General features: G+C 72.3%; 18 protein-coding genes and 1 pseudogene. 3 read left to right on the top strand and 16 right to left on the bottom strand.

Annotation, left to right across the window (positions count from 1 at the left end; all coding sequences use genetic code 11):
• Positions 1–51: 51 nt before the first annotated feature.
• The 5 genes from AB0C87_RS04260 to AB0C87_RS04240 form a co-directional block, all read right to left on the bottom strand.
• Positions 52–984 carry a sigma-70 family RNA polymerase sigma factor gene (locus AB0C87_RS04260; protein WP_345171562.1) on the bottom strand — a complete coding sequence of 311 codons (933 nt, stop codon included), beginning with the start codon at positions 982–984 and terminating at the stop codon, positions 52–54.
• A gap of 13 nt (positions 985–997) precedes the next feature.
• Complete coding sequence (locus AB0C87_RS04255) at positions 998–1,381, bottom strand: SgcJ/EcaC family oxidoreductase (RefSeq protein ID WP_345171560.1); 384 nt, start codon at positions 1,379–1,381, stop codon at positions 998–1,000.
• 166 nt (positions 1,382–1,547) lie between these two features.
• The gene (locus tag AB0C87_RS04250; protein WP_360576488.1) at positions 1,548–2,789 is read right to left on the bottom strand and encodes an amidohydrolase; all 1,242 of its coding nucleotides are present in this window, start codon (positions 2,787–2,789) and stop codon (positions 1,548–1,550) included.
• Positions 2,790–3,013: 224 nt separating this feature from the next.
• A complete protein-coding gene (locus AB0C87_RS04245) occupies positions 3,014–3,373 on the bottom strand; it encodes an MmcQ/YjbR family DNA-binding protein (RefSeq protein WP_360576486.1) in 360 nt (119 codons plus the stop codon).
• Between the two features lie 49 nt (positions 3,374–3,422).
• Positions 3,423–5,522 carry an N-acetylmuramoyl-L-alanine amidase gene (locus AB0C87_RS04240; RefSeq protein ID WP_353831638.1) on the bottom strand — a complete coding sequence of 700 codons (2,100 nt, stop codon included), beginning with the start codon at positions 5,520–5,522 and terminating at the stop codon, positions 3,423–3,425.
• A gap of 197 nt (positions 5,523–5,719) precedes the next feature.
• Between AB0C87_RS04240 and AB0C87_RS04235 the strand changes: the two genes are divergently transcribed.
• Positions 5,720–6,721, top strand: a complete 1,002-nt coding sequence (locus AB0C87_RS04235) for an ATP-dependent DNA ligase (protein WP_360576484.1) — start codon at positions 5,720–5,722, stop codon at positions 6,719–6,721.
• Between the two features lie 36 nt (positions 6,722–6,757).
• On the opposite strand, the gene AB0C87_RS04230 is transcribed toward AB0C87_RS04235, so the two are convergent.
• Positions 6,758–7,348, bottom strand: a complete 591-nt coding sequence (locus tag AB0C87_RS04230) for a TetR/AcrR family transcriptional regulator (protein WP_345171550.1) — start codon at positions 7,346–7,348, stop codon at positions 6,758–6,760.
• An 81-nt stretch (positions 7,349–7,429) separates the two neighbouring features.
• Here AB0C87_RS04230 and AB0C87_RS04225 point away from each other — a divergent pair, with 81 nt between their 5' ends.
• Positions 7,430–8,485 carry a hypothetical protein gene (locus tag AB0C87_RS04225; RefSeq protein ID WP_360576482.1) on the top strand — a complete coding sequence of 352 codons (1,056 nt, stop codon included), beginning with the start codon at positions 7,430–7,432 and terminating at the stop codon, positions 8,483–8,485.
• A gap of 255 nt (positions 8,486–8,740) precedes the next feature.
• Positions 8,741–9,907, top strand: a complete 1,167-nt coding sequence (locus AB0C87_RS04220; RefSeq protein ID WP_353831635.1) for a DUF4185 domain-containing protein — start codon at positions 8,741–8,743, stop codon at positions 9,905–9,907.
• Positions 9,908–10,071: 164 nt separating this feature from the next.
• On the opposite strand, the gene AB0C87_RS04215 is transcribed toward AB0C87_RS04220, so the two are convergent.
• The 10 genes and pseudogenes from AB0C87_RS04215 to AB0C87_RS04170 all read right to left on the bottom strand — a co-directional run bounded on the left by AB0C87_RS04215 (position 10,072) and on the right by AB0C87_RS04170 (position 21,373).
• Positions 10,072–11,958: a cutinase family protein gene (locus AB0C87_RS04215; RefSeq protein ID WP_360576480.1), complete on the bottom strand. Its 1,887-nt coding sequence runs from the start codon at positions 11,956–11,958 to the stop codon at positions 10,072–10,074.
• Entirely contained in the window at positions 11,955–13,127 is a 1,173-nt protein-coding gene (locus AB0C87_RS04210) for a serine hydrolase domain-containing protein (protein WP_345171542.1), read from the bottom strand. Before AB0C87_RS04210 ends, AB0C87_RS04215 begins: the two co-directional genes overlap by 4 nt.
• A gap of 194 nt (positions 13,128–13,321) precedes the next feature.
• On the bottom strand, positions 13,322–15,283 hold the full coding sequence (locus tag AB0C87_RS04205; protein WP_360576478.1) for a BTAD domain-containing putative transcriptional regulator: 1,962 nt from the start codon (positions 15,281–15,283) through the stop codon (positions 13,322–13,324).
• An 86-nt stretch (positions 15,284–15,369) separates the two neighbouring features.
• A complete protein-coding gene (locus tag AB0C87_RS04200) occupies positions 15,370–16,095 on the bottom strand; it encodes a WHG domain-containing protein (RefSeq protein WP_353831632.1) in 726 nt (241 codons plus the stop codon).
• Between the two features lie 88 nt (positions 16,096–16,183).
• Complete coding sequence (locus AB0C87_RS04195; RefSeq protein ID WP_360576477.1) at positions 16,184–17,044, bottom strand: SGNH/GDSL hydrolase family protein; 861 nt, start codon at positions 17,042–17,044, stop codon at positions 16,184–16,186.
• Positions 17,045–17,174: 130 nt separating this feature from the next.
• On the bottom strand, positions 17,175–17,510 hold the full coding sequence (locus AB0C87_RS04190; protein ID WP_353831630.1) for an MmcQ/YjbR family DNA-binding protein: 336 nt from the start codon (positions 17,508–17,510) through the stop codon (positions 17,175–17,177).
• A gap of 31 nt (positions 17,511–17,541) precedes the next feature.
• Positions 17,542–18,234: a methyltransferase domain-containing protein gene (locus AB0C87_RS04185; protein WP_360576475.1), complete on the bottom strand. Its 693-nt coding sequence runs from the start codon at positions 18,232–18,234 to the stop codon at positions 17,542–17,544.
• A gap of 73 nt (positions 18,235–18,307) precedes the next feature.
• The gene (locus AB0C87_RS04180) at positions 18,308–20,101 is read right to left on the bottom strand and encodes an FtsX-like permease family protein (protein ID WP_345171535.1); all 1,794 of its coding nucleotides are present in this window, start codon (positions 20,099–20,101) and stop codon (positions 18,308–18,310) included.
• Positions 20,102–20,106: 5 nt separating this feature from the next.
• Positions 20,107–20,843 (bottom strand): annotated as a pseudogene (locus AB0C87_RS04175) (ABC transporter ATP-binding protein).
• Positions 20,840–21,373, bottom strand: a complete 534-nt coding sequence (locus AB0C87_RS04170) for a PadR family transcriptional regulator (protein WP_345171531.1) — start codon at positions 21,371–21,373, stop codon at positions 20,840–20,842. The pseudogene AB0C87_RS04175 and the gene AB0C87_RS04170 overlap by 4 nt, the downstream one beginning before the upstream one ends.
• Between the last annotated feature and the right edge of the window lie 72 nt (positions 21,374–21,445).

Genomic DNA, 21,445 nt, shown 5'->3' with positions numbered 1-21,445 from the left:
TCCTTTCAGGGCTTCTGAAAGGAGGTCGAACCCGCGCCGCCGAAATCGACATCATCCGCCGAACATCTCCGGCAGATCGAACGCGGCGAACACCCGCGCGTCCTGGAAGACGACGTTGCGCGCCACACCCCCCGGCGTCACGGTGAAGACCTGCAGGGTGTGCAGCCGGTACGCGCCCTCCGACCGCTGGTACGCGACAAGGGCCGGCTGCCCGTTGGCGGACGTCCGCGCCATCCGCCAGTCGGTGCCGGCCGTCGCGAACACCCGCGCCATGAACCGCCCGTAGTCGCGCCGCCCCCGGTACCAGAGCGGCACGGGCGGCATCTCCATGACGGCGTCGTCGGTCAGCAGCGCCACCAGCCCGTCGACGTCGGCCGCCTCGAACGACCTCACGTACCGGTCGAGGACGGCGCCGACCTCCGCGTCGTCCGGCTCGGTGACCTCCTCCTCCGCGACGCCCGCCACCCCCGCCCGGGCGCGCTGCAGGGCGCTGTTCACCGCGGCCGGGGACGTCTCCAGCAGCTCCGCCGCCTCGGCCGCGCCGAACTCCAGGACGTCCCGCAGGATCAGCACGGCGCGCTGCCTCGGCGGCAGTGCCTGCATCGCCGCCACCAGCGCCAGCCGCAGGCTGCCGCGTCGCACGACGCGCGAGGCCGGGTCGTCGAGCAGCGCGTCCGGGAACGGCTGCAACCACGGCACCTCGAACGCCGGGCTCAGCGGCGCGTCCGGGTCCTCGCTCGGCGCCCCGAGCCCGGACGGGAGCGGGCGCCGGGCCCGCCCCCGCAGCGCCGTCAGGCACACGTTCGTCGCGATCTTGTAGAGCCAGGTGCGGACGGACGCCAGGCGCGGCTCGTAGCGGTCCCGGGACCGCCACGCGCGCAGCATCGTCTCCTGGACGAGGTCCTCCGCCTCGTGCACCGAGCCGACCATCCGGTAGCAGTGCACCAGCAGCTCGCGCCGGTAGGAGTCGAGATCCTCGTCCATGGTGGTCTCCCTGTCAGCGTGCGGGCGCGTTGGCGTAGGCGGCGACGAGCCAGCGTCCGTCCCGGCGCGACAGCACCCACGTGGCGAGCCGCTCGCGCTCGGGCGGGAACTCCTGCTCCCCGGCCATGATGATGCCCGCCCTGCTGACGACGATCGCGGTGTCGCCGTACACGCGGACGTCCCGCGGCTCGTCCACTCCCCGGGAGCCCTTGAGCGGCCCCTCGAAGGCGGCGGCCATGAAGCCGCGCACGGCCTCGCGGCCCCGGTTGAACACGCCGGGCATCACCACGGTCGCGTCCTCGACGTAGAGGTCGGCGAACGCGTCGGCGTCGCCGTCGCCCCACGCCTGGTACAGCCGCTCGAACACCTCGTGGACGGCCTTCTCGTCGCTGTTCATCGCATGATCCCCTTCTCGACTTCGATCGGTCGAGGTGTGTACCGCGGGGAGCTCATCGATTCATCGCTCCTCCGGGAGAAATCTCGGAGAAGAGCAGCAGGGGCCCGGCGTGAGCCGGGCCCCCTGGCCGTGACCGACGCGTGGTCGATCACGGCCGGCCGGTGCGTCAGGCCTCAGACCACGCGTGGTCCAGAGCCGTCAGCGCCATGTGCACCTCCAGGTCGACGCCGCGCGCGATGCAGCTCTCGTCGACGTCGAAACCTCCCTGGTGCAGGTCGTACTTCGGCGTGCCGGGCTTGCGCACGCCGTAGCGCCCGAGGGCGCCGTCGACCAGTTCGAGGTAGAGGGAGAAGTCCTCCCCACCCATGCTCTGCCCCGTGGGGCCGATCTTGTCCTCGCCGAGCGCGAGACCACCGGCGTGCCGGAAGATCTCCACGCTCGTCGCCTCGTTCACCGTGGGCGGCAGGCCGAGCGTGGTGATCAGCTCCGCCTCGACCCTGTGCAGCTCGGCCACCAGGCCGACCAGCGCCGGCAGCGCGTCGAGCGCCGACCGCCGGTGCTGCGGGTCCAGGCAGCGCAGCGTCCCTTCGAGCTCTCCCACGATGGGGATCGAGTTCGCCGCCAGGCCCGACTGGATGCGACCCCATTCCAGCTCGTGGCCGGAACGCGCGTCGAACCTCTGGTCGAGCACCGCCGACAGCTCGCCCACCATGGCCGCCAGGGCCCGGATGGGGCTGCCGGTCAGGTGCGGCCGTGCGGTGTGGCCGCCCGCCCCGGTGGCCCGGATGAGGATCTTGTCGTAGGACGCCGTGATCGCTCCGGTCCGCAGACCGAGGAAGCCGACCTCCTGCGCCGGGTCGCAGTGCAGCGCGAAGATGCGCCGCACCCCGTCCAGCGCGCCGGCCGCGATCACGTTCCGCGCGCCGCCGGGGAGTTCCTCGGCGGGCTGGAAGATGAGCCTGACCGTGCCGCGGAGCAGGCCGGCCTCGGCCAGCATCGCCAGGAAGCGCCCCGCGCCCAGCAACATGACGGTGTGCACGTCGTGGCCGCAGTTGTGCGCCGCGTCCTCCACCGTCGAGCGGTAGGAGACGAGCTTGGTGTCCTTCTGGGGCAGCGCGTCGATGTCCGCGCGCAGCGCGATGATCGGTCCGTCGCCCCCGCGGATGTCGCAGATGACGCCGGTGCCGTTGGGCAGGACCCACGGCCGGAGGCCGATCGCCGACAGGAAGTCGACGATGATCTGGGTCGTGCGGAATTCCTTGAACGCGACCTCCGGGTGCGCGTGGAGGTCACGGCGGATGCCGATCAGCTCCTGCTCGCAGCGGGGGAGGTACTCGTCGAGCCCGCGCCTGATGCTGCGGGGGTCGAAACCGGACGCGTCCGCGCCCGGGGTCCAGATCCTGGACATGGCTTTCCCTTTTCTGTTTCGTTTGTTCGCGGCGTCTGATGATCGCCACGGGAATACCGTACACGGAATACGGGATTGCGCAACATATGCCGGCCTCGGCAAGGAGCGACCTTTGAGGATTTCCTAAATGGGAGAAAAGGGAAGACCGTTCAGAATCGGGCCTTATTCGCGCAAAAGGCCCTAGGTGGGGAAAGGCCGATTCCGTCCTTGATCGGCTGAGACGCTCAGAGCCGGGAACGCTGGGCGCGGGTGAGCTTCGCGACCACGAGGTCGTAGGAGTGGTCGACCAGCTCCCACACGTCCTCTTCGGGCACCGAGCCGTCGAGGACGACGGTGTTCCAGTGCCGCTTGTTGAGGTGGTAGCCGGGCGTGACCGCGGCGTGCCGGGCGCGGAACTCCTCCGCGAGACCCGGATCGCACTTCAGACTGACGGTGGGCGGCGACGCACCCAGCGGAACCAGCGCGAACATCCGTCCGGCGACCTTGAAGACGGCCACCTCGTCGCCGAACGGATAGTCCTCCAGCGCGCCCGGCTTGGCCAGGCACTCCGCGATCACGCGATCACGCCACGACTCCTCTGTCACTCCACACACCCTAGGTCGGCCCCGGCGCGCCGGGGCCGACCCGCGGGCGTCAGCGGAGGTAGGCGAGGCCGTCGATGCCGACCATGGGACGGCCCGAGGTGCCCGCCACGACGATCTTGATGGTGTGCGTGCCGCTGGTGCTCCAGGCGCGCGTCCACATCAGCTGGCGGTAGGCCGTGGTCGACGCCCGGGTGTCCAGCGTGCCGATCTTGACGCCGTCCACGTAGACGTACACGGCGCCGAGGTTGGAGGCGCGCTTGAAGATCAGGCCCGCGGTGCGCCCGGTGAACGTCCAGCTCGCGCTCGCGCCCCGGTACTTGCTGTACATGCCGCGCCCGCCCAGGTAGGAACTGGTCGTGCTGACGCCCCAGGTGCCGGTGCGGCGCGCGGCGCCCTCGGTCTGGCCGCCGGTGTAGCGGCTCAGGCTGGAGGTTCCGGTGTTGCCCGCGGCGTCGGTGCCGGCCAGCGTCCAGGTCTGGGTCGTGCCCGGCTTGGACACCGCGGCCCACTGGGTCGTCGTGGTGGAGAACGTCTTGGCCGCGGGCGAGGTGGCCTTCAGCGAGCTGAGGAAGCCGTTGTCGGCGGCCTTCCAGGTGAGCGAGACGGGCCACGCGCCGCTGTTGACCGTCGCCTTGCGCAGGGAGAGCGCCTGGGACGAGATGACGGGAGGCGTCGTGTCCGCGACGATCGTGAAGACGGGGGACGCCGAGGTCGTCCCGTCGGCGAAGGCGGCGTTCAGCTGGACCGAGTGCGTCCCGGGCGTGAGGGTCACCGTGGCGGACGTGGCCCCGGCGGCCGGTGTCGCGGCCGTCGCGCCGTCCACGCTGACGGTGTAGGTCGCGCCCTCGGCCGGCGTCCAGTTCAGCGTGGCCGTGCTCTTGGTGTAGTAGCGGCCCCCCGCGGCTGTGGCGCCGCTCACGGTGGCGCTCAGGGCCGGGACGGTGATCTGCTTGGCGGCCGTCCGGACGGCCGGAAGCGCGGAGTAGAGCTGCGCGCCAGGGCACGCGGTCGCGAACCCGTCGCGGTGACCGGAGATCGTGTTGAACTCGACCTGCTGCCCGTAGGGGTACTTCCCGCCCGTCCCGTTGGGGGCGGCCGACGTCAGCGTCGTCTTCGCCGTCGGGTCGACCCCGGTCAGCCCGAGCTTCCACGCGGCGATCTTCGCGACGCCGTCCAGGGCGGCCTTGGTGGGGGCGACGCCCGGGACGTCCGGGTCGTTCGCCGCCGTGTAGGTGCCGAGGACGGCGATCCCGGTGGTGTCGGTGTTGAACCCGTAGGTGTGGGCGCCGTGGACGGGGCGGTCGACGCCCCCGGCCCGCCCCTCGAAGACCGTGCCGCACTTGTCGACGAGGAAGTTGTAGCCGATGTCGTTCCAGCCCTGGCTCTGCACGTGGTACAGGAACACCGACTTGATCACCGACGGCGACTGGGTGCAGGAGTACTCGTTGCCCGTGTCGGTGTGGTGGACGAACGCGGCCTTGACCGAAGCGTCGTACTCCGGCGGCTCCTTGACGAGGGACTCGTCCGCGCCCCACCCGGCCCGCGCCACGATCGCCGGCTTCGGAGCGGTGACGGGCCCGGCGAGGGGCGTGGTCGCCGCCACCAGCCTCATCCCGGTGCCGCCGTCCGGCCCCGCCGCCCGCGGCGTCGCCGTCGCGGCGGAGGCGCCCGGGTCGATCAGGTCGACGCGCAGGCCCTCCGGCAGCGTGCGGCCCTTCTGCCCGGTCACGCGCACGTCGACACCGTTGGACGGGCCGACCCACAGCCCGTTCGTCCCTCCGCGTCCGCCCCGGTCAGGGGCATCGGCCAGCTCGGGCTCCAGGGCGCGCCACCCCGACCAGCGGCCGGTCTTCGCGTCCCGCGTGCGGATCCGCACGGTTCCCCTGAGCTCCTCGCGCGGCTTGTTCCAGGTGACGCCGACGAGGCTGAACGGCTCGGTCTCCGTGGCGGCCAGCCCCTTGGCCTTCTGGCCCGCGGCGGCCGCGGCGGCGATGTCGCCGAGGGCGCGGGCGTGGACCCGTCCGGGCCCCGGCCGGGTCGCGGACGCCGTGGTCGCCGTCGAGGTCGACGTCGACGAGACCGTCCAGACCACCGTTCCCGCCACCGCCACGGCGGCGAGCGACGTCCCGATCACTGTGCGCTTGAGCATGCTTCCCCGTTCACATTCCGACCCAGGTGATCATTCAGCGCCGGGGTCGTTCAGAACGTTACATCTCGTCCGACTCGGTTCGACCGGTGCCCTCGACAGGGCCTGCGCGAGGCAATGACCTGTCCAAAGCCGGGCCGGAGGGCACTCGCCGCGCCACCGGCGGGGTACCTCGGACACGAGCGCGATCGGGGGTGGGCGTGCGCATCCAGGGACCCGTCGCCCCCATGGCCGCGACCGCGATCGACCGCATCCCCCAGGAAAGGGCCTGCTCAGGCGGCTGTCGCTACGAGCCCAAGTTCGACGGGTTCCGCTGCGTCGCCCGGGTGGGCGAGGACGGCGATGTCCAGCTCTGGTCACGCCGTCTCAAGCGGCTGGACGCGGCCTTCCCCGAGATCGTCTCCGCCGTCTCCGGAACCCTCCCGCCCGGCACGGTGGTGGACGGGGAGATCGTCCGCTGGGGAGGCGACGGCCGCCTGGACTTCGCCGCCCTCCAGCGCCGCCACGTCACCCGCCGCACCGGCTCCCCGATCACCGAGCCGTGCCACTACGTCGTCTTCGACGTCCTGGAGGCCGGCGGAACGGACCACCGCCCCGCCCCCCTCTCCGCCCGCCGCGCCGAGCTGGAGCGCCTCCTGCGCGGCCTCCCCGGCACCTCCCGCATCGTTCTCTGCCCGCAGCTCCGCGACGTGGGCGAGGCCCGCCTGTGGTTCGAGATCCTCGTCGCGCAGGGCATCGAGGGCCTGGTCGTGAAGGCCGCGGGCGACCCCTACAAGGAGGGCAGGCGCGGCTGGTGGAAGGTCAAGCACCGCACGACGACCGAGGCGCTCATCGGCGGAGTGACCGGCAGCATCGAACAACCGCAGACCCTTCTCCTGGGCAGATACACGACGGCCGGGGTGCTCCGCGTGGTCGCCCGCACCACACCTCTCACTCCCCGAGCGCGCACCGCACTGGCCGGCGCCCTCTCGGAGGCCGGCCCCGGCCACCCCTGGCCGGAGCCCCTGCCCGCGGGCTGGGCCGGCGGCCTCCCCTCCACCAGAGACCCGATCCACTACACCCGGGTGGCCCCGGACGCCGTCGTGGAGATCAGCGTGGACGCCGCTGTGGAACACGGCCGCTGGCGCCACGCCGTCCGCTTCCTCCGCCTGAGACAGGACCTGACCCCCGGCGACGTCCCCCAGGACCTGAACCTGGAGTGATCCGGGAAACGCTCGGTAACGGGGCCGCGGGCCCGGTCAGGCGGCACCGGCGGGACGGCCGAGCCCGGCGAGGTGGACGGCGATGACCTCGCGCATCCGCGCCGGGGTGGTCAGGTGGGGATGGGTGGCGGCGTGGACGGCCAGGCCGTCGACGAGGGCGTGCAGCCGGTCGGTCTCGTACTCCACGGCGGGTTCGGGGACGTCCAGGGAGCGCACGAGGGAGCGGCAGCCCTCGCGCAGGAGGCCGTACCCCTCGCTCTGCAGGGCACGCAGCGTCGGATCGACCATCGCGCGGGCGGTGAAGGCCAGCCATACCCGGTTCTCGACGGCCCGCTCCTCGTCCATCGGCAGCAGCTCGGCCAGCACCAGCTCGGCGCGGCGCCGCTGATCGGGTTCGGGGGGCAGCGCCGCCATGCGTCGCTGGATCCGCTCGATGATCGCGCGCAGGGTGAACGCCAGCAGCTCGGACTGCGTCGCGAAGTAGTGCCGCAGCGACCCCATCGACAGACCGGCCTCGCTCGCCACGTTGCGGACCGAGGCCCGTTCCAGTCCGTCGCGCAGGACCACCCGCAACACCGCCGCCGCCACGTCCAGGCGCCGTTGCTCACCGTCCACCACTCTAGGCATCGCCCATTACTAGCACAGTCGTGCTACTATCCGCAGGAAGTAGCACAGTTGTGCTAGTACACGTCGAACGGAGATCGCCCGATGTGCCTGAGGTCCCCTTCGCGCCGCCCGTCCGGCACCGGTCCGTCGACAGGCGGCGGCACGGCCTCATCGCTGCTCCGTAACCGCGCCGTATGGCTGACCGCCCTGGGATGGGTGTCGGCGAACGCGCTGACGCTGGTCCTGGCCGGTCGCAGGCTCCCGCTCGACCTCCACGACGCCGGGGAGCGCACCACGTCCGCCTATCTGGTGGACCTCAACGTGCGGCTCGCCGAGGTCGTCCTCCTCATGGCCCTGGTCTTCCTCCTCACCCGGCGCCGGACCAGGCCCGACCTTGCGGCCCGCGCCCCCGAGCGCGCCACCGCGCTCCGCGAGACCCTGCTGCTCCTCGCCTACGGCGCGGGCGGGCTCGCCCTCGGGTTCGCGGTGGGGCGGGCGTTCGGCTGGCACCCGTTCGGCCTGCACCTGGCCGGCTCGATGAACGAGACGAACGACCACGTCACGCGGGCCGAGGCGATCGTCTGGGCGGGGTACAACCTGGTGGTGTTCGCGATCGCGCCGCTGGTGTACTTCCGGCGCCGCTACTCCGCCCGGGCGCTCAACCTGGTCTCCGCCGACCGGCGCGGCGACCTCCGCCTGATCGTCGTCGTGCTGCTGGTCGAGGCGGCCGTGCAGACCGCCGCGCTGCGACCGGAGATCTTCGACCTCGGCGCCAGGCAGCTCCTGCTCGGCGCGCCGCTCACCTTCGTCCTCTACATGGCCGGGACGGTCCTGCCGACGATGGTCTTCGTCCACGCGATCCTGATCCCGCGCTTCGCCAGGCTGACCGGCTCGACCGCGACCACCGTGATCTTCGGCGGAGTGGTCTACGCGGCCCTGCACGTGTCCGACTCCTGGGCGGAGTACGGCTCCCCCCGGGCGGCCGCCGTCTCGATCGCCTTCCTGCTGCTCACCTACTTCGGCCCCGGCATGGTGAAGGCCTGGCTGACCGTGCGCACCGGCAACGCGTGGGTGCACGTCTGGGCCTACCACGCCCTGGCGCCCCACACCCTGGTCGACACACCCCACGTCGCGCATACCTTCGGCATCCACCGGTGATCCAGGCGGGAGGCTCCGATCCCGCGGCGGCACCTCGCGGAACCGCTCGACCGCCGGACGCTCGGCGACCCGGCGCCGGATAAATCGGATTACTGATCGTGATTCCCTGGCGACTCTCCCCGTATATACGGTAAAACAGACACTGATGTTCTTCTGAGCTTGTCGCCGGACGACCGGGATCTGCCGATCCTCGCCAAGGGCCGCGGCGCCAAGGGCATCTCCATGCACGAGAGTCGACCTGAAAGGCATCGCCAGATGACACGTCCATCGGACGACAAGGGCACGGACGCCGGCGGTCTCTCCCGCCGCAAGCTCCTCAGGGTGGGCGCCGGCGTCGCCCTCGGCGCGGGCGCCGTCGGCGCGGGGTGGGTCGGCTTCAGCCAGGACGGGCGGCAGGCGACGGTGCGGACGGCCGGCGGACCGGGCGACCCGTCCAGCCCGACCCTCGCGACCAAGATCAAGAACCTGAGCGGCCCGGTCGAGACCGGCCCGTTCGCCTCGCCGTGGACCGACCTCGGCATCCCCGTGCAGTGCCCGGACGGCACCATGCTCTTCGTCTGCGGCGACACCTTCAACGGCGACCACGTGCCGAACCCGGGCGAGCCCGCCGACGACTGGCGCGCCCCGGTGGGCCTGCGCTCCAGCAACGGCGACGTGAACAACCTGCGCATCGACGGAAGCGTCGGCGGAGGCCACGCGAGGGCCCTCGTCGACGAGCCGCACAACCCGGTCGGCGACAAGGCCACGACGGCGATCCCGTCCGACGCCTTCGTCGTGGACGGCGTCATGTACATGCACCTCATGCGCGGGGTCATCTACGACACCCACCACACCGACTTCTGGCGCTCGACCGACAACGGCGAGACCTGGGAGTACCTGTGCCAGTGGCCGGGCGACCTGCACGGCGGCCAGTTCCAGCAGAAGACCTACGCGGTGGCCGCCGACGGCTGGTGCTACGTCCTGTCGACGGTCTTCAACCGCGACCGGGACTCGGGGATGCTGCTCCACCGGGTGCGCAAGGAGCGGCTCGGCGACCCGAACGCCTACGAGCCCTGGGGGTACGCCGACGGGGACTGGCGCTGGGGAGCGCCCCCGACGACGGTCTTCGGCGTCCGCAAGTGGGGCGAGATCTGCTTCCGCGCCATGGACGGCAAGTACGTCCTGACCTGGTTGAACATGAACCCGCTCTCGATCCGGGCGATGGTCTTCCCGCTCCCGACCTCGGACCTGACGCGGACGCTGGAGCAGACGCTGATCCTGCCGTCCGACCCCCGGGCCGAAGCGGCCAACCTCGTCGCCAGCCCCTACGGCGGCTTCGTCGTCCCCGGCTCGACGTTCGGCAACTTCCACATCATCGTCAGCCAGTGGTACGACCCGCGGAACTACCGGATCATGCAGTACAAGATCAACATGCTCTCCTGAGCGAGGACCGGGCGCCGTCCCCCGGCGGCGCCCGGCTCGCCCGACCGCCCCCAGACGAGGCCGGCGGCCCGTCCGAGGGCGGTTTCTTCTTGTCACGCGACCGCCGGCAGGCCGGGCGTCACCCGGCCTGCCGGCGGTCGGAGTCCCTGGAGGGACGACGAGGGTCAGGCGGCCTCGATGCGCTGGGCGAGCCAGGCCTCAAGGACCTCCAGGGCAGGGCGCCCGCTGTCGTCGACGGGCTCCGTGCCGTACATCACGTGCCGCCGCGTGCCGTAGAACACCGCCGCGTCGACGCCCTCCTTGACCAGGTTGCTCGGGTTGAGCCGGGTCTTCAGCAACCGGTTGAGCGTGCCCTTCGGCAGCGGCACGCCGGCCACGTCCAGACCGTGCTCGGTCAGGTCGGTGATCTGGGGGACCAGGGAGAGCAGGTCGACGCCGAAGAAGGCGTTGAGCGACTTCACCGGGTCGGCCGGGTCGATCTTCGGAGGGTGCTTCGGGTCGAAGTCGTCCAGCTTGTTCTGGATGGCGCGCAGGTCGCGGGTGATCCGGACCCAGTCGACGCGGTCGAGGATGGCCAGGGCCTCCCCGACGGCCCGCTCGGGGGAGCCGGGCGGCCACATCGCCAGCAGCGCGGCGAGCGGGGTGAGGTCGACCCGGTTGGCCGTCTCGGCCAGCGGCATCAGCCGGTCCTCGATCGCGACCAGGGAACGGTAGACCCCGCGCGTGTCGCCCCGCTGGGCGTACGCGGGGACGGCCCGCGCGGCGCGCTCGATCCCGCGGTAGTCGATCCTGCTGATCCCGCCGATGACGTTGCTCGCCTGGGCCAGCAGCGCGACGGGCTGGAGCCCCTGGATGACCTTGGTGACCTTGGCCACCTGGTCGGCGGGCAGCCCGGTCAGCGGCGCGGCCTTGGCGGCGGCGGCGAGGGCCGCCCGCGCCAGCGCGGCCGTGTCCCCCGCCTTCGCGGCGGCCTGCACCGCGTCGAGCTCGTTGGCCAGCCCCACCAGGTCGGTGTTGGCCAGCGCCTGGAGCACCTGGCCCGCGATCTGGTTCTGCGAGCCCGGCGGGGAGTTCAGCAGCGTGTTCACCACGACGGGGTTCGCGACCGCGCGGGTGAGCGCCTGCAGCGGGCCGACGAGCCTCGCGAGGTCGCCGGCCGTGCGGGCCGCCCCGGTGGTGTCCTTGCCGCGCGCCTGGCCGGTCAGCGTCTTCACGCCGTTGGGGACGGCGGTGAGGTCGGCGGGCCTGCCGTTGACGGTGCCGAGGTCGGTGGAGAGTTCACGCTCCGCCGAGCCCTGCAGGTTGGCGATGCCGACACGGCTCAGCACGGTGCCGAGGGTGGCGGTGAGCTCGTTCTCCTCCGGCAGGGCGCAGTACAGGTCGCCCTTGAGGCACACGTTCGCGACCCGTCCGGACAGCTCGCCGAAGCCCCCCGGCCGCGGCCCGGCGAGACCCCGGGTGCCGGGGAGCGGATCGCCGAGGTTCACCTCGCCCTTCGTCCCCCTGCCGGGGTCGGCCACGCCTCCGCCCGCGACGTAGGAGGCGGCCGGGACCGGACCCTTCCCGGCCCCGATCTGGGCGGCGATGTCGCCGTTGACGTCCGCGCCCTGGCTGAAGCCGAGCCCGACGAACCGGGTGCCGGGGCAGTCCCGGGAGATGTCCGTCATCGCCTTGCGGGCGGCGTCGATCCCGGTCTGCTTGGAGTCGTTGTAGGTCTTGCCCTGGTCGAACGCGGTCGCGTTGTAGCCGACCCAGTACGAGGAGATCCGGTCGCCGAACCGCCGTTCCAGCGGCTCGGTGATGCCGCGGAGCATGCCGACCGGCGTGTCGGGGTCGGCGGCCGACGTGGTCTCCCAGGTGCCGGGCACGACGATCAGCTTGATCGGGGTGCAGGACATGGCCCCGGACGTCCGCGCGGCGTTGACCGGCCCGTCCGTGTTCAGCAGCGGCACCGCGGCGGCGGCCGCGACCGCTCCGGCCACCGCGACCGCGACGGCCGGCCTGCGGTAGCGCCGCCACTGCGGCCTCCTGGCGTGCAGTCCGGCGCTCACCGCCGGCCCCTCAGCGCGCAGTAGGCGTCCTGGGCCGCCGTGACGACCGCGGTGCCCGCCTTGTCGGGGATCATGTTGTAGCGGTTGGTGGCCATGACGACCTGGTCCTTGCCGTCCGGGCTCGTCAACCACTGGCTGAAGTAGCCGATCACGGCGCCGTTGTGCGAGTACGCGGTGCCGCACGGGGTCTTCATCATGATCACGCCGAGGCCGTAGGGCTTGTCCGGGGACGCGACCTGTTGGAGCTCCCGCTGCTGCGCGGGAGGCAGCAGGCGGCCCGAGGCGAGCGCGCGGGTGAAGTCGGCGAGGTCCTCCTGGGTGGAGACCATGGCGCCCGCAGCGCCGAACATCTGGACGTTGGAGAACGAGATGTCCCGGATGGTGAAGTAGCCGTGCAGCCAGTTCCCGTACAGCTTGGGGTCGGCCTCGGGGAACGTGGTGTCGCTGAGGCCGAGCGGCTTGATGATCCGGTTGGTCACCTCGACGGCCGGGTGGTGCCCGGTCGCGGCCTGGATGATCAATCCGCCGAGGACGTAGTTGGTGTTGGCGTAGTTGAACTTGGCGCCGGGCGCCGACAGCGGCTTGTTGGCCGTGGCGGCCTTTACCAGCTCGCGGGGGTCCCACTTCCGGTAGGGATTGATGTCGGCGACGTAGGACCCCGAGATCCGCAGGTCGTGGATGTAGTCGGGGAGCCCGCTGGTGTGGTTGAGCAGCTGCCGGATCGTGATCTTGCGGCCGTCGTTGCCGTTCGCCGCGACCAGACCGGGCAGCCACCGGTCCACGGTGTCGTTCAGCGACAGCTTGCCCTCGGCCTCCAGCTGCAGCAGGACCGTGGACACGAACGCCTTGGTGTTGCTGCCGATGCGGACCTTCGCCTTCGGGTCGGCGGGCACGCGCATGAACATGTCGCCGTGACCGGCTGCGGCGTACTGGGTGTCGGCGCCGCTGCGGGCCATCCCGATCACCCCGGGCAGATGGTGCTCCGACTGGAGCCTGGCCACGCGCTCCTGGAGGCCGGCGGCCCGCACATCGTTACCGGCCTCGGTCTTCGCGCCGGCCGAGGCGACCGTGGCCTCCCGGTCCTGGACGCCCATCGTCACCGCCGTCACGGTGGCGGCCGCCGCGACCAGCGTCGCGCCGGCGCGGACAAGGAACTTCCGACTTCGCATTCGGTCTCCCAGACAATTCGACGATCGTGTCTGCGACGCTAGTGAGACCCGTTGAAATTACGATGACAGGCGAATATCGAGGCGGCTCGTCCTGTTATTTTCGACCACACTTTCACGGGCATGCCGAAAACGCGCCGAACGCTTCTCGGATTCGTTCGGCGCGTGGTTCCGGAGAAATGGACGGTGAACGGCGGCTAAAGGAGTGAAGGCGCCCCTGCGACGGCGACCAGACCGGCTCTGCCCAGGGCCGGCGGGTCCTCCGCGGCGAGTTCTCGCGCGAACAGCGCGAGCAGCCCGTTCAGCCGGTACTGGTGGACGGACGGCTGCTGCACGAGGTTGGCGTCCACCAGGTTCTCAAGCGCCTGCTCGGCCCCTCGCGCGCCCCAGCCGAGGGCGGCCGCCAAAGCCCGATGGCCGGATCGCCCCTCAGGCGCCGCCCCCAATGCGCGGAACGCTCGGCGCTCGGCGGCAGGAAGCCGTTCGTAGGAAAGCCGGAAAGCCCCTTCCACGCTCCGGTCCTCCGCCGTCAGCTCGTCCAGGCGGCGCCGGGCATCGGCCATCCTGTGCACCAGATGCCCGATCGCCCAGGACGGGCGGCTCTGCAGGCGCGCGCCCGCGATGCACACCGCCAGGGGCAACCGGTCGCACATGGCCGCCAGCTCCCGCACGGCGACCGGCTCGGCCGCGGCGCGCTCGGCGCCCACGATCCGGGTCAGCAGCGCCTCCGCCGCCGTCCGGGTGAGCGCCCCCAGCGAGACCCGGCGGTCCACGTCCAGCCCGACCAGCCGCCGGCGGCTGGTGACCAGCACCCTGCTGCCCGCCCCCGCGGGGAGCAGCGGACGCACCTGGTCGGCGCCGGACGCGTCGTCGAGGACCAGCAGCAGGCGCAGCCCGGCGGTCGCGCTCCGCCAGGACGCCGCGAGCTCGTCCAGGTCACCGCCCGCGGGCCCGGCGCCGACGGCCCGCAGCAGCCGGCGCAGCGCGCGTTCCGGCGGCACCGCCTCCCGCCGGTCGCTGTGCCCGTGCAGCTCGACGAACAGGCAGCCGTCCGGGTGCTCGCCGCGCAGCGCCCGCGCGGCGCGCACCGCGAGCGCGGTCTTGCCCGCCCCCGCGACCCCGTCCACCGCGGCCACCGCGAGGCCGCCGCCGGTGAGCAGCGCCAGCTCGTCCTCTCGTCCGACGAGCTCCCCGACCTCCGCGGGCAGCTCGTCGGGGACGCGCCGCGCGGAGGCGACCCGCCCACGCCCCTCGTCTCCCGCTTCGTCCCGCGGAGCGAGGTCCAGGGCCGCGTCGTCACCCCGCAGCACCGCCTGATGCACGCGCCGAAGCCGGTCGCCCGGCTCCACCCCGAGGTCCTCCACGAGCCGGCGGCGCAGGTGCGAGTAGACGGCCAGCGCGTCGGCCTGGCGGCCGCTCCCGTACAGCGCCCGCATGAGCAGCGAGGTCAGGGCCTCGCTGTGGGGGTGCTTGGGGATCAGGGCGTGCAACTCGCCGACCGCGTCCACGAACCTGCCGAGCTGGAACTGGCACTCGACCTTCTCCTGCAGAAGGGTGAGCCTGCGCTCCTCCAGCCGCAGGCGCTCCGCCTCCGCGAACGGCCCGGGCAGCCCGGCCAGCGGTTGGCCCTGGAACAGCCCGAGGGCCGCGTCGCAGGCGCTCGCCGCGGCCGCGAGATCGCCGGACCTCCTCGCGGCGGCCGCCGCGTCCGCGGCCTCGTCGAGGCGCAGCACGTCGACCGCCGTCCCCCGGCTGACGAAGCGGTAGCCGCCCCGCTCCCGCGCGATCACCGACTCCTGCGCGTCCTCGCCGAGCGTGCCCAGGCTGCGGCGGAGCCGGTGGACGTACACCGGCACGATCTTGTCGCCGGAGCCGGGCGGATCGACGCCCCAGACGCCGTCGAGCAGCTCCCGCCGGCTCACGGTCATGTCCGGGCGCAGCAGGAGCGCGGCCAGGAGGGCCTGCTGCCTGAGGGGGCCGAGGTCGAGCCGGGTCCCGCCGCGCCAGGCCCGGACCGGGCCCAGCACGGTGAATTCGAGCAGGCGGGGGGCCGGGTCCGGCATCGTGCCCGAGGTCATCGCCATCGCCATCATCAGACCGATCTCTTCGAACTGCTGATCAGGGACGGTCCGCGCGTGTGAGGGAGCATCGCGGACCATGGCATAACTTTGTAATGGGTAGGTTATTACTATGGGATGGCGCGGTGCGGCGATTGGTTCGGACCGCCCGCGTGGCGATCGTCACGTCACCGCGCGGGGCGCGGCCGCCGACCCCGGCGGGGCGCCGGCTCCCGCGCGACGACCCCGGCCGTCTCGGCGTCGAGCAGCGCCTGCCCGGCGGAGCGCTCGGCGGCCTCGCGCTCGTCTCCGAGCCCGACCAGCAGATTGATCACATGCGGGCCCAGCACGTGCAGCACGCCCCGGCCCTCCTGGCCGAACACCCCCGTGGTCTCCAGCAGCACGTAGCCGTGGATCATGCACCAGATCTGCCCGGCCACCAGGACCGGGTCGTCCCGGCGGATCCGCCCCGCGTTCATCGCCCGCCGCACCTGCCGGGGGAGCAGCGCGAAGGCGTCGTTCAGCTCGGCGGCGGTCGCCGGCGTGCCCTCGGCGGTCAGGTCGTGCCCGAACGACGGCAGCGCCCCCGGCGAGGCGAGCCCGAACATCAGCCGGTAGCGCTGCGGGCTGGCCGCCGCGAACTCCCGGTAGGCCAGCCCGAGGACCAGCAGGTCGGTCACCGGGTCGTCGGTGTCGGGCACCTGCCGCAGGTGCCGCTCGAAGCGCGCGAACGCCTCCCGGCCGAGCGCCTCGTACAACCCGGTCATCCCGCCGAAGTGCGTGTAGACGGCCATCGTGGACGCCCCGATCTCCGCGGCGACCCCCCGGGCGTTCAGAGCCTCCGGCCCCCGCTCCTCCAGCAGCCGCATCCCGGCCCCGACCAGCTTCTCGCGCGTCCCCGACGTTTTGGGCATGACAATGTTATAGCGCGCCGGGAACGGTCCGCATTCACCTGAACGGCCATGTCTTTCTGGTGTGGCGGTATCGACGCTCCCCGCGGGGTCAGGCGGTGCCGGGAACGCCGGCCCGCTCGGTGGGCACTGCCGGAACGACCTTGAGAAAGGCATTGGCGATCTCCTGGTACCCCGCCGCGGTCGCGTGGCCGTCGCCGTCGCTGCACTGGTACGTCCACGTGCAGATCCGGGCCACGCCCCGGGGGACGGCGCCGTACGGAGGGGCCGTCACCTCGGTGAGGTCGTGCCCGGCGAAGGCGCCGTTGACGTCCGCGACCCGGAATCCGGCGGCGAGGTAGACGCCGTGCTCGTAGGCGTTGAAGGTGTCGACGACCGGTACGGAGGCGAGGGCGGCGGCCTTGCCGCCCGACACCCAGGACGCCAGGCCGGGGTTGTAGTAGTTCATGGCGGCGTAGGCGGGCCCGCCGCCTCCCGCGCCCCGCAAACGCGCGGTGATCTGCGGCAGGTTGGCGACCAGCGAGCCGACGCCCCGCACCGCGCAACCCGCGTCGACGCTCCCGCCGGGCAGGCAGCCGTTGGTGTCGTTGGCCCCGATGTCGAGAGTGACGTACCGGACGCGGCCGGCGTGCGTCGTCAGGAAGGCCTCGGCGGCCTTCAGTTGGGAGCCCTCCGCGTATCGGCAGATACCGCCCTGAAGCATCGTCGTGGTGGTCTCCCCGGGACACCCGAGCTTCACCAGTTGGAGCCGAGGATTCCGTGCCTTCAGCGCGGCATGGAGCCGGTCGGTGTAGCCCTGATCGGTCGGCCCCGCCCCGGCCTGAACGCCCACGGACAGCGAGTCGCCGAGCGCGAGGTAGTACTCCGGACCGCTCGCCGAGGCGACGGGCCCCACCAGGCCCGTCCCCACCACAGCGGCGACCACGACGGCGATCGATCTGACCAGCCCCATCCCCGCTCCAGCGACCTCGGCTTGAGCGCACCCCACCCGGCGCGCGCGTGACCACGCTAACAGACATCAATGTCTATTTGAAGGGACGAACGACCGCCCCCGGCGAGGCGACCAGGGGACGGGCTTGCGCTCAGGTGTGGAGTGTGGCGGCGAGGCGTTTGGGGGCTGAGAGCCGCCAGGCTTCGGTGACCAGTTCGCGCAGCTCCTCGGGGTCGACGGTGGCCAACTGGACCTCGACCCACCCGAAGCGTCCGCTGGCCCAGGACGGGGCGAAGGTGCCGGGGGCTTCGGCGACGAGGGCGGCCTGCTCCTCCCGGGTGGCTTTGAGCAGGACGAAGCCGTCGTTCTCGTTAAGGTAGCAGAATCCCTTGCCGCGGACCCGGAAGCCGGTCAGATCCGAGAACGCCTCGCGCTCGGTGACCTCCGGCAAGGCGAGCACCGTACGCAGGAACTCCTCAGCACGCATGCCCGAAGATGTACCAGCCGGGTAGGACGCTTCATCGCAGAGGCTCGTAGAAGGAGTCGACGGCGGCTTGACCGGTGTAGTTCGGACCGGCCTGGTCATCGGCTCCGAGGTACCGGTAGGGGAACCGCACCTGCCCGTACCCGTCGCGGGAGATGCGGCGGCGGACGGAGTCGTAGGCGAACCCCTGCGCGCGCAACTGGGCCGTGAGGCGACGGCCTGCCGGAGCGCCGTCCTCACGGCGGACGGAGCGGGCGTCGAAGTTGGCGACGAACCGGCCGTGATCGGTGAGCCACGACGCGATACGGCTCAGGACACCGAGCTTGTCGCCCACGTAGTGCAGCCCGTGCACGCACGTGATCAGGTCGAAGCGGCAGCCGGGGACCCAGTCGGCCACCGAGCCGCTGACCAGGCGCAGCATCGCGGGGACGGAGCCCGGGACGAAATGGTCCACGAGGTCGAGACCGGTGATCTCGACCTGTCCGGTCATGCCGCGACCGGCCAGGAGGGAGGCCGCCTCGACGGGTGCCCGTCCGCTCCCGCAGCACAGGTCCAGCCACCGCACGGGTTGCGAGGCCCTGGCGCGGGCGCTGATCTCGGTCAGGACGTCCATGCCGAGCTCTCTGCCGTAACCGTTGGAGCCGCTGAGGGACCGCTCGCGATTCATCGTGCAGTTCGCCACGACCGACGATCTCGCCAGTTCGCCATCATCGAGCAGCCGCGTCACACCGGCATTGTGGCCCACTGGCGTCGTGCCGTGGTCGGGACTCAGTTGCGGCATAGGCGGAACGTGCCGAGGGTCATGTCGTTTCGGGGTTGAGGGTTCTCGTTATCGATCGCCGGGCCGCGATGCGGGCGGGGACGGCCGTCAGCGCGGCCGTCGCGGGGAGGGCGGCGAGCGCGGCGGTGAGCAGCGACCACGTGGGCGGCCAGACCGTGTTCGGGGCGCTGAAGGGCAGGCACAGCAGGAGGCCCATAAGGATGCCCGCTAGGGCGCCGGGCAGGGTCGGCAGCAGCTGCGCGGTGGACAGTCCGGCGGTGATCTGCCCGGGCGTGGCGCCGAGGGTGCGCGCGACGGCCATGGTGTGCCTGGCTTCCTGCGCCGTGGTCCAGGTGATGGTGACGGCGTTGACGGCGGCGAGGACGATCAGCGCGGCGGTGACCCCCAGGATCACGTGGTGCTCCTGGGCGTTCCGCAGATCGTTCGCCATGGAGGAGCCCGGGTGGTCCTTCGCGGGCTGGGCGTAGATCACCAGCAGGCCTGTGATCATGACCAGGGTGGCCGCGGTGCTGCAGGCATGCAGGACGGCGCGGCGCGGGCGGCGGGCGACCAGGCGCAGCCCGAGCAGGAGCGGGGTCGGCAGCAGCGCGGACACCCTGGTCAGCAGGCCCCGGTGCCGGGGCGGGCGGGCGCTGTCGGCGAGTGCGGCGACGGTCTCGGTGCGCAGGGCCCGCACGGTCGGACCGAGGGTGGTGAGACCCGCCACGGCCAGGGCGACGATGGTCGTGAGCGCGATGGTGTCACCGGCCGGCCCGGTGGCGGCGGTGAGCAGGCTGGCGCTGGGATTGACGATGGCGGGCTCGATCAGCCGTGCGACGACCAGGCCCAGGACGTCGGCGAGGAGCGCCAGGGACAGGTACTCGGCGAACAGGACGGCGGCGATGAGGCCGGGTGTGGCGCCGACCGCCTTGAGCAGCCCGACGCGGCGGATCTGTTCGGCGGCGCGTCCCGCGGCCAGCGTGGCCACGCCGCCGATGGCCAGGAAGCTGAGCAGCCAGCTCCCGATGACCAGGATCGGCTGGCTGTCCCGCAGCATGACCGAGTCCTGCTCGGCTATGTGCTGCCAGGCCCTGATGTTCACCAAGGTGTCGGTGGGCGCCGGACCTACGGCGGGGTCGTGCCTGGTGAACGTCCAGGCCGAGCCGGGATCCCGCAGCCTCAGGTTGATGAGGGAGGTCACCGGCACCTCGGGCGACGCCAGGGGACGGGCGTCCCGTTCGGTCATCCAGACCAGACCGCCGCCGTCGCTCGGCCCCCCGCCCGGACCGATCCCCGGCGCCCACGGGTACACCGCGTGGGACGCGGTCACGGCGATCCCGACGATGGGCAGCGAGCGGCCGGCGACGGTGGCGTCGTCACCCACGCGGACGCCCAGAGCGGTGGCGAAGCCGCGTTCGACGACGACGCCGCCGGGACGGACCCAACCGCCCGATGTCACCAGCGGACGGTCGATCGGGCCCGGCGTCGGATCCGCGACCTGCACCACCGCGGCTCCCGTGGAGCCGTGCGCCGTGAGCTTCGTGTAGTACTCGCGGTACGGCCCGCTGTGCGCGACCACGCCGGGCGCGTCCTCCAACGACTTCAGGGCGTCGATGGTGGTCGGGCTGGTGTCCGGTGAATACGCGACCACGTCCGGTCCGGCCGTGGCCGCCCGTGTCTGCCGGTAGAGGGTCTCCGTTGCGCCGTCCACCGATCGGCCCAGGCTCAGCGCGGCGGTGGCGGCGATGATCGAGACGAGGAGGATCGCGGCCTGCGCGGGATTGCGGCGGACGTCGGCCACGACGAGGCGGACGACGAGGAGGATGCGCCCCACGGCGTTCAGTCCCCCAGTTCGATCAGCCCGCCGAGGCGCCCGCCGCGCCCCGCCAGCCGGGTGTCGTCGACGAACGTCCCGTCCCGCATCGAGATGAGCCGGTCCGCGGTGGCCGCGACCCGCTCGTCGTGCGTGACGATCACCAGCGTCTGGCCCGCGGCGCGCAGGTCGTCGAACAGCCTCAGCACGTCGAGCGTCGCCGTGGTGTCCAGGTTCCCGGTCGGCTCGTCGGCCAGCAGGACCAGCGGGTCGTTCGCCAACGCGCGGGCGATGGCCACCCGCTGGCGCTGCCCGCCCGACAGCTGCCAGGGCAGATGCCGGGCGCGGTCTGCGAGCCCCATCTGCTCCAGCAGGGCGGCCGCGCGGCGCCGGGCCGCGCGCGGCGAGTGCCCGGCCAGGAGTGCGGGCAGCTCCACGTTCTCCGCCGCGGACAGCTCCTCCACCAGGTGGAAGGCCTGGAAGACGAAGCCCACCGACCGGCGCGCAGCCGGGCCAGGGCCCGCTCGCTCAGCACGTCGATCCGCCGCCCGGCCAGCCACGCCTCCCCGCGGGTCGGCCGCTCCAGGCCGCCCAGAATGTGCAGGAGTGTGGACTTCCCGCAGCCACTCGGCCCCGTCACCGCCAGCGCCTGCCCCGCCGGGACGTCCAGGTCGACTTCATCGACAGCCCGGACAAGGCCCGGCCCCTGTCCGTGCTCCTTGCTGAGGCCGCGGACCCGCACCACGGCGCCGCACTCGTTCATGCATCCCCGGATTCGTTCTCGGTTCTCGACCAGACGCGCTCGCAGGCCGCCAGCCAGCGCAGGTCCGCCTGCAACCGCAGCGCGACCCCCTCCAGGAGCAGGCCGGAGGTCGAGCCGTCCGGCTCGGCCAGCGCCGCGCGCTGCACGTCGCCCAGGCGCCGCAGCAGCTCGCGGCGATGGGCGTCCACCAGCTCCACCGGATCGGCGAGCCGCGCCGCCGCGGCGGCGGCGAGCTTGAGATGGAACTCGGCGAGATTCGGCTTGGGCCAGCTCACCTCGGCCACCCAGGCGGCCACGCGCCGCTGCCCGTCCGGCGTCAGCGCGTAGATCTTGCGGTCCGGTCGGTCCGGCGCCCCGCCGGTCCGTTCGCAGACGACCAGTCCCGCCTTCTCCAGCCGTGCCAGGGTCACGTAGATCTGGCCCGCGTTCATCGACTCGCCGAGCGGTCCGAGCGCGCGCCGCAGCCGTTCGCGCAGGCGGTACCCGTGCGACGGTTCCTTCGCGAGCAGCGCCAGCACCGCGTCCTGCATGCATCACCCCTAACGGCTAGCCAATAGATAGCGGTTATTCGTTGCGGACGTCAACCGGGAGCGCGCCTGTGG

The sequence above is a fragment of the Actinomadura sp. NPDC048021 genome (genome assembly GCF_040653135.1).
GTDB lineage: Bacteria > Actinomycetota > Actinomycetes > Streptosporangiales > Streptosporangiaceae > Spirillospora > Spirillospora verrucosospora.
This window is presented reverse-complemented; position numbering and strand designations above follow the sequence as displayed.

Bases quoted from the DNA above. Each gene is read 5' to 3' on its own strand.
- AB0C87_RS04260 (WP_345171562.1), bottom strand. From the start codon at position 984: ATGGACGAGGATCTCGACTCCTACCGGCGCGAGCTGCTGGTGCACTGC.
- AB0C87_RS04255 (WP_345171560.1), bottom strand. From the start codon at position 1,381: ATGAACAGCGACGAGAAGGCCGTCCACGAGGTGTTCGAGCGGCTGTAC.
- AB0C87_RS04250 (WP_360576488.1), bottom strand. From the start codon at position 2,789: ATGTCCAGGATCTGGACCCCGGGCGCGGACGCGTCCGGTTTCGACCCC.
- AB0C87_RS04240 (WP_353831638.1), bottom strand. From the start codon at position 5,522: ATGCTCAAGCGCACAGTGATCGGGACGTCGCTCGCCGCCGTGGCGGTG.
- AB0C87_RS04230 (WP_345171550.1), bottom strand. From the start codon at position 7,348: ATGCCTAGAGTGGTGGACGGTGAGCAACGGCGCCTGGACGTGGCGGCG.
- AB0C87_RS04225 (WP_360576482.1), top strand. From the start codon at position 7,430: ATGTGCCTGAGGTCCCCTTCGCGCCGCCCGTCCGGCACCGGTCCGTCG.
- AB0C87_RS04220 (WP_353831635.1), top strand. From the start codon at position 8,741: ATGACACGTCCATCGGACGACAAGGGCACGGACGCCGGCGGTCTCTCC.
- AB0C87_RS04210 (WP_345171542.1), bottom strand. From the start codon at position 13,127: ATGCGAAGTCGGAAGTTCCTTGTCCGCGCCGGCGCGACGCTGGTCGCG.
- AB0C87_RS04205 (WP_360576478.1), bottom strand. From the start codon at position 15,283: ATGGTCCGCGATGCTCCCTCACACGCGCGGACCGTCCCTGATCAGCAG.
- AB0C87_RS04200 (WP_353831632.1), bottom strand. From the start codon at position 16,095: ATGCCCAAAACGTCGGGGACGCGCGAGAAGCTGGTCGGGGCCGGGATG.
- AB0C87_RS04195 (WP_360576477.1), bottom strand. From the start codon at position 17,044: ATGGGGCTGGTCAGATCGATCGCCGTCGTGGTCGCCGCTGTGGTGGGG.
- AB0C87_RS04190 (WP_353831630.1), bottom strand. From the start codon at position 17,510: ATGCGTGCTGAGGAGTTCCTGCGTACGGTGCTCGCCTTGCCGGAGGTC.
- AB0C87_RS04170 (WP_345171531.1), bottom strand. From the start codon at position 21,373: ATGCAGGACGCGGTGCTGGCGCTGCTCGCGAAGGAACCGTCGCACGGG.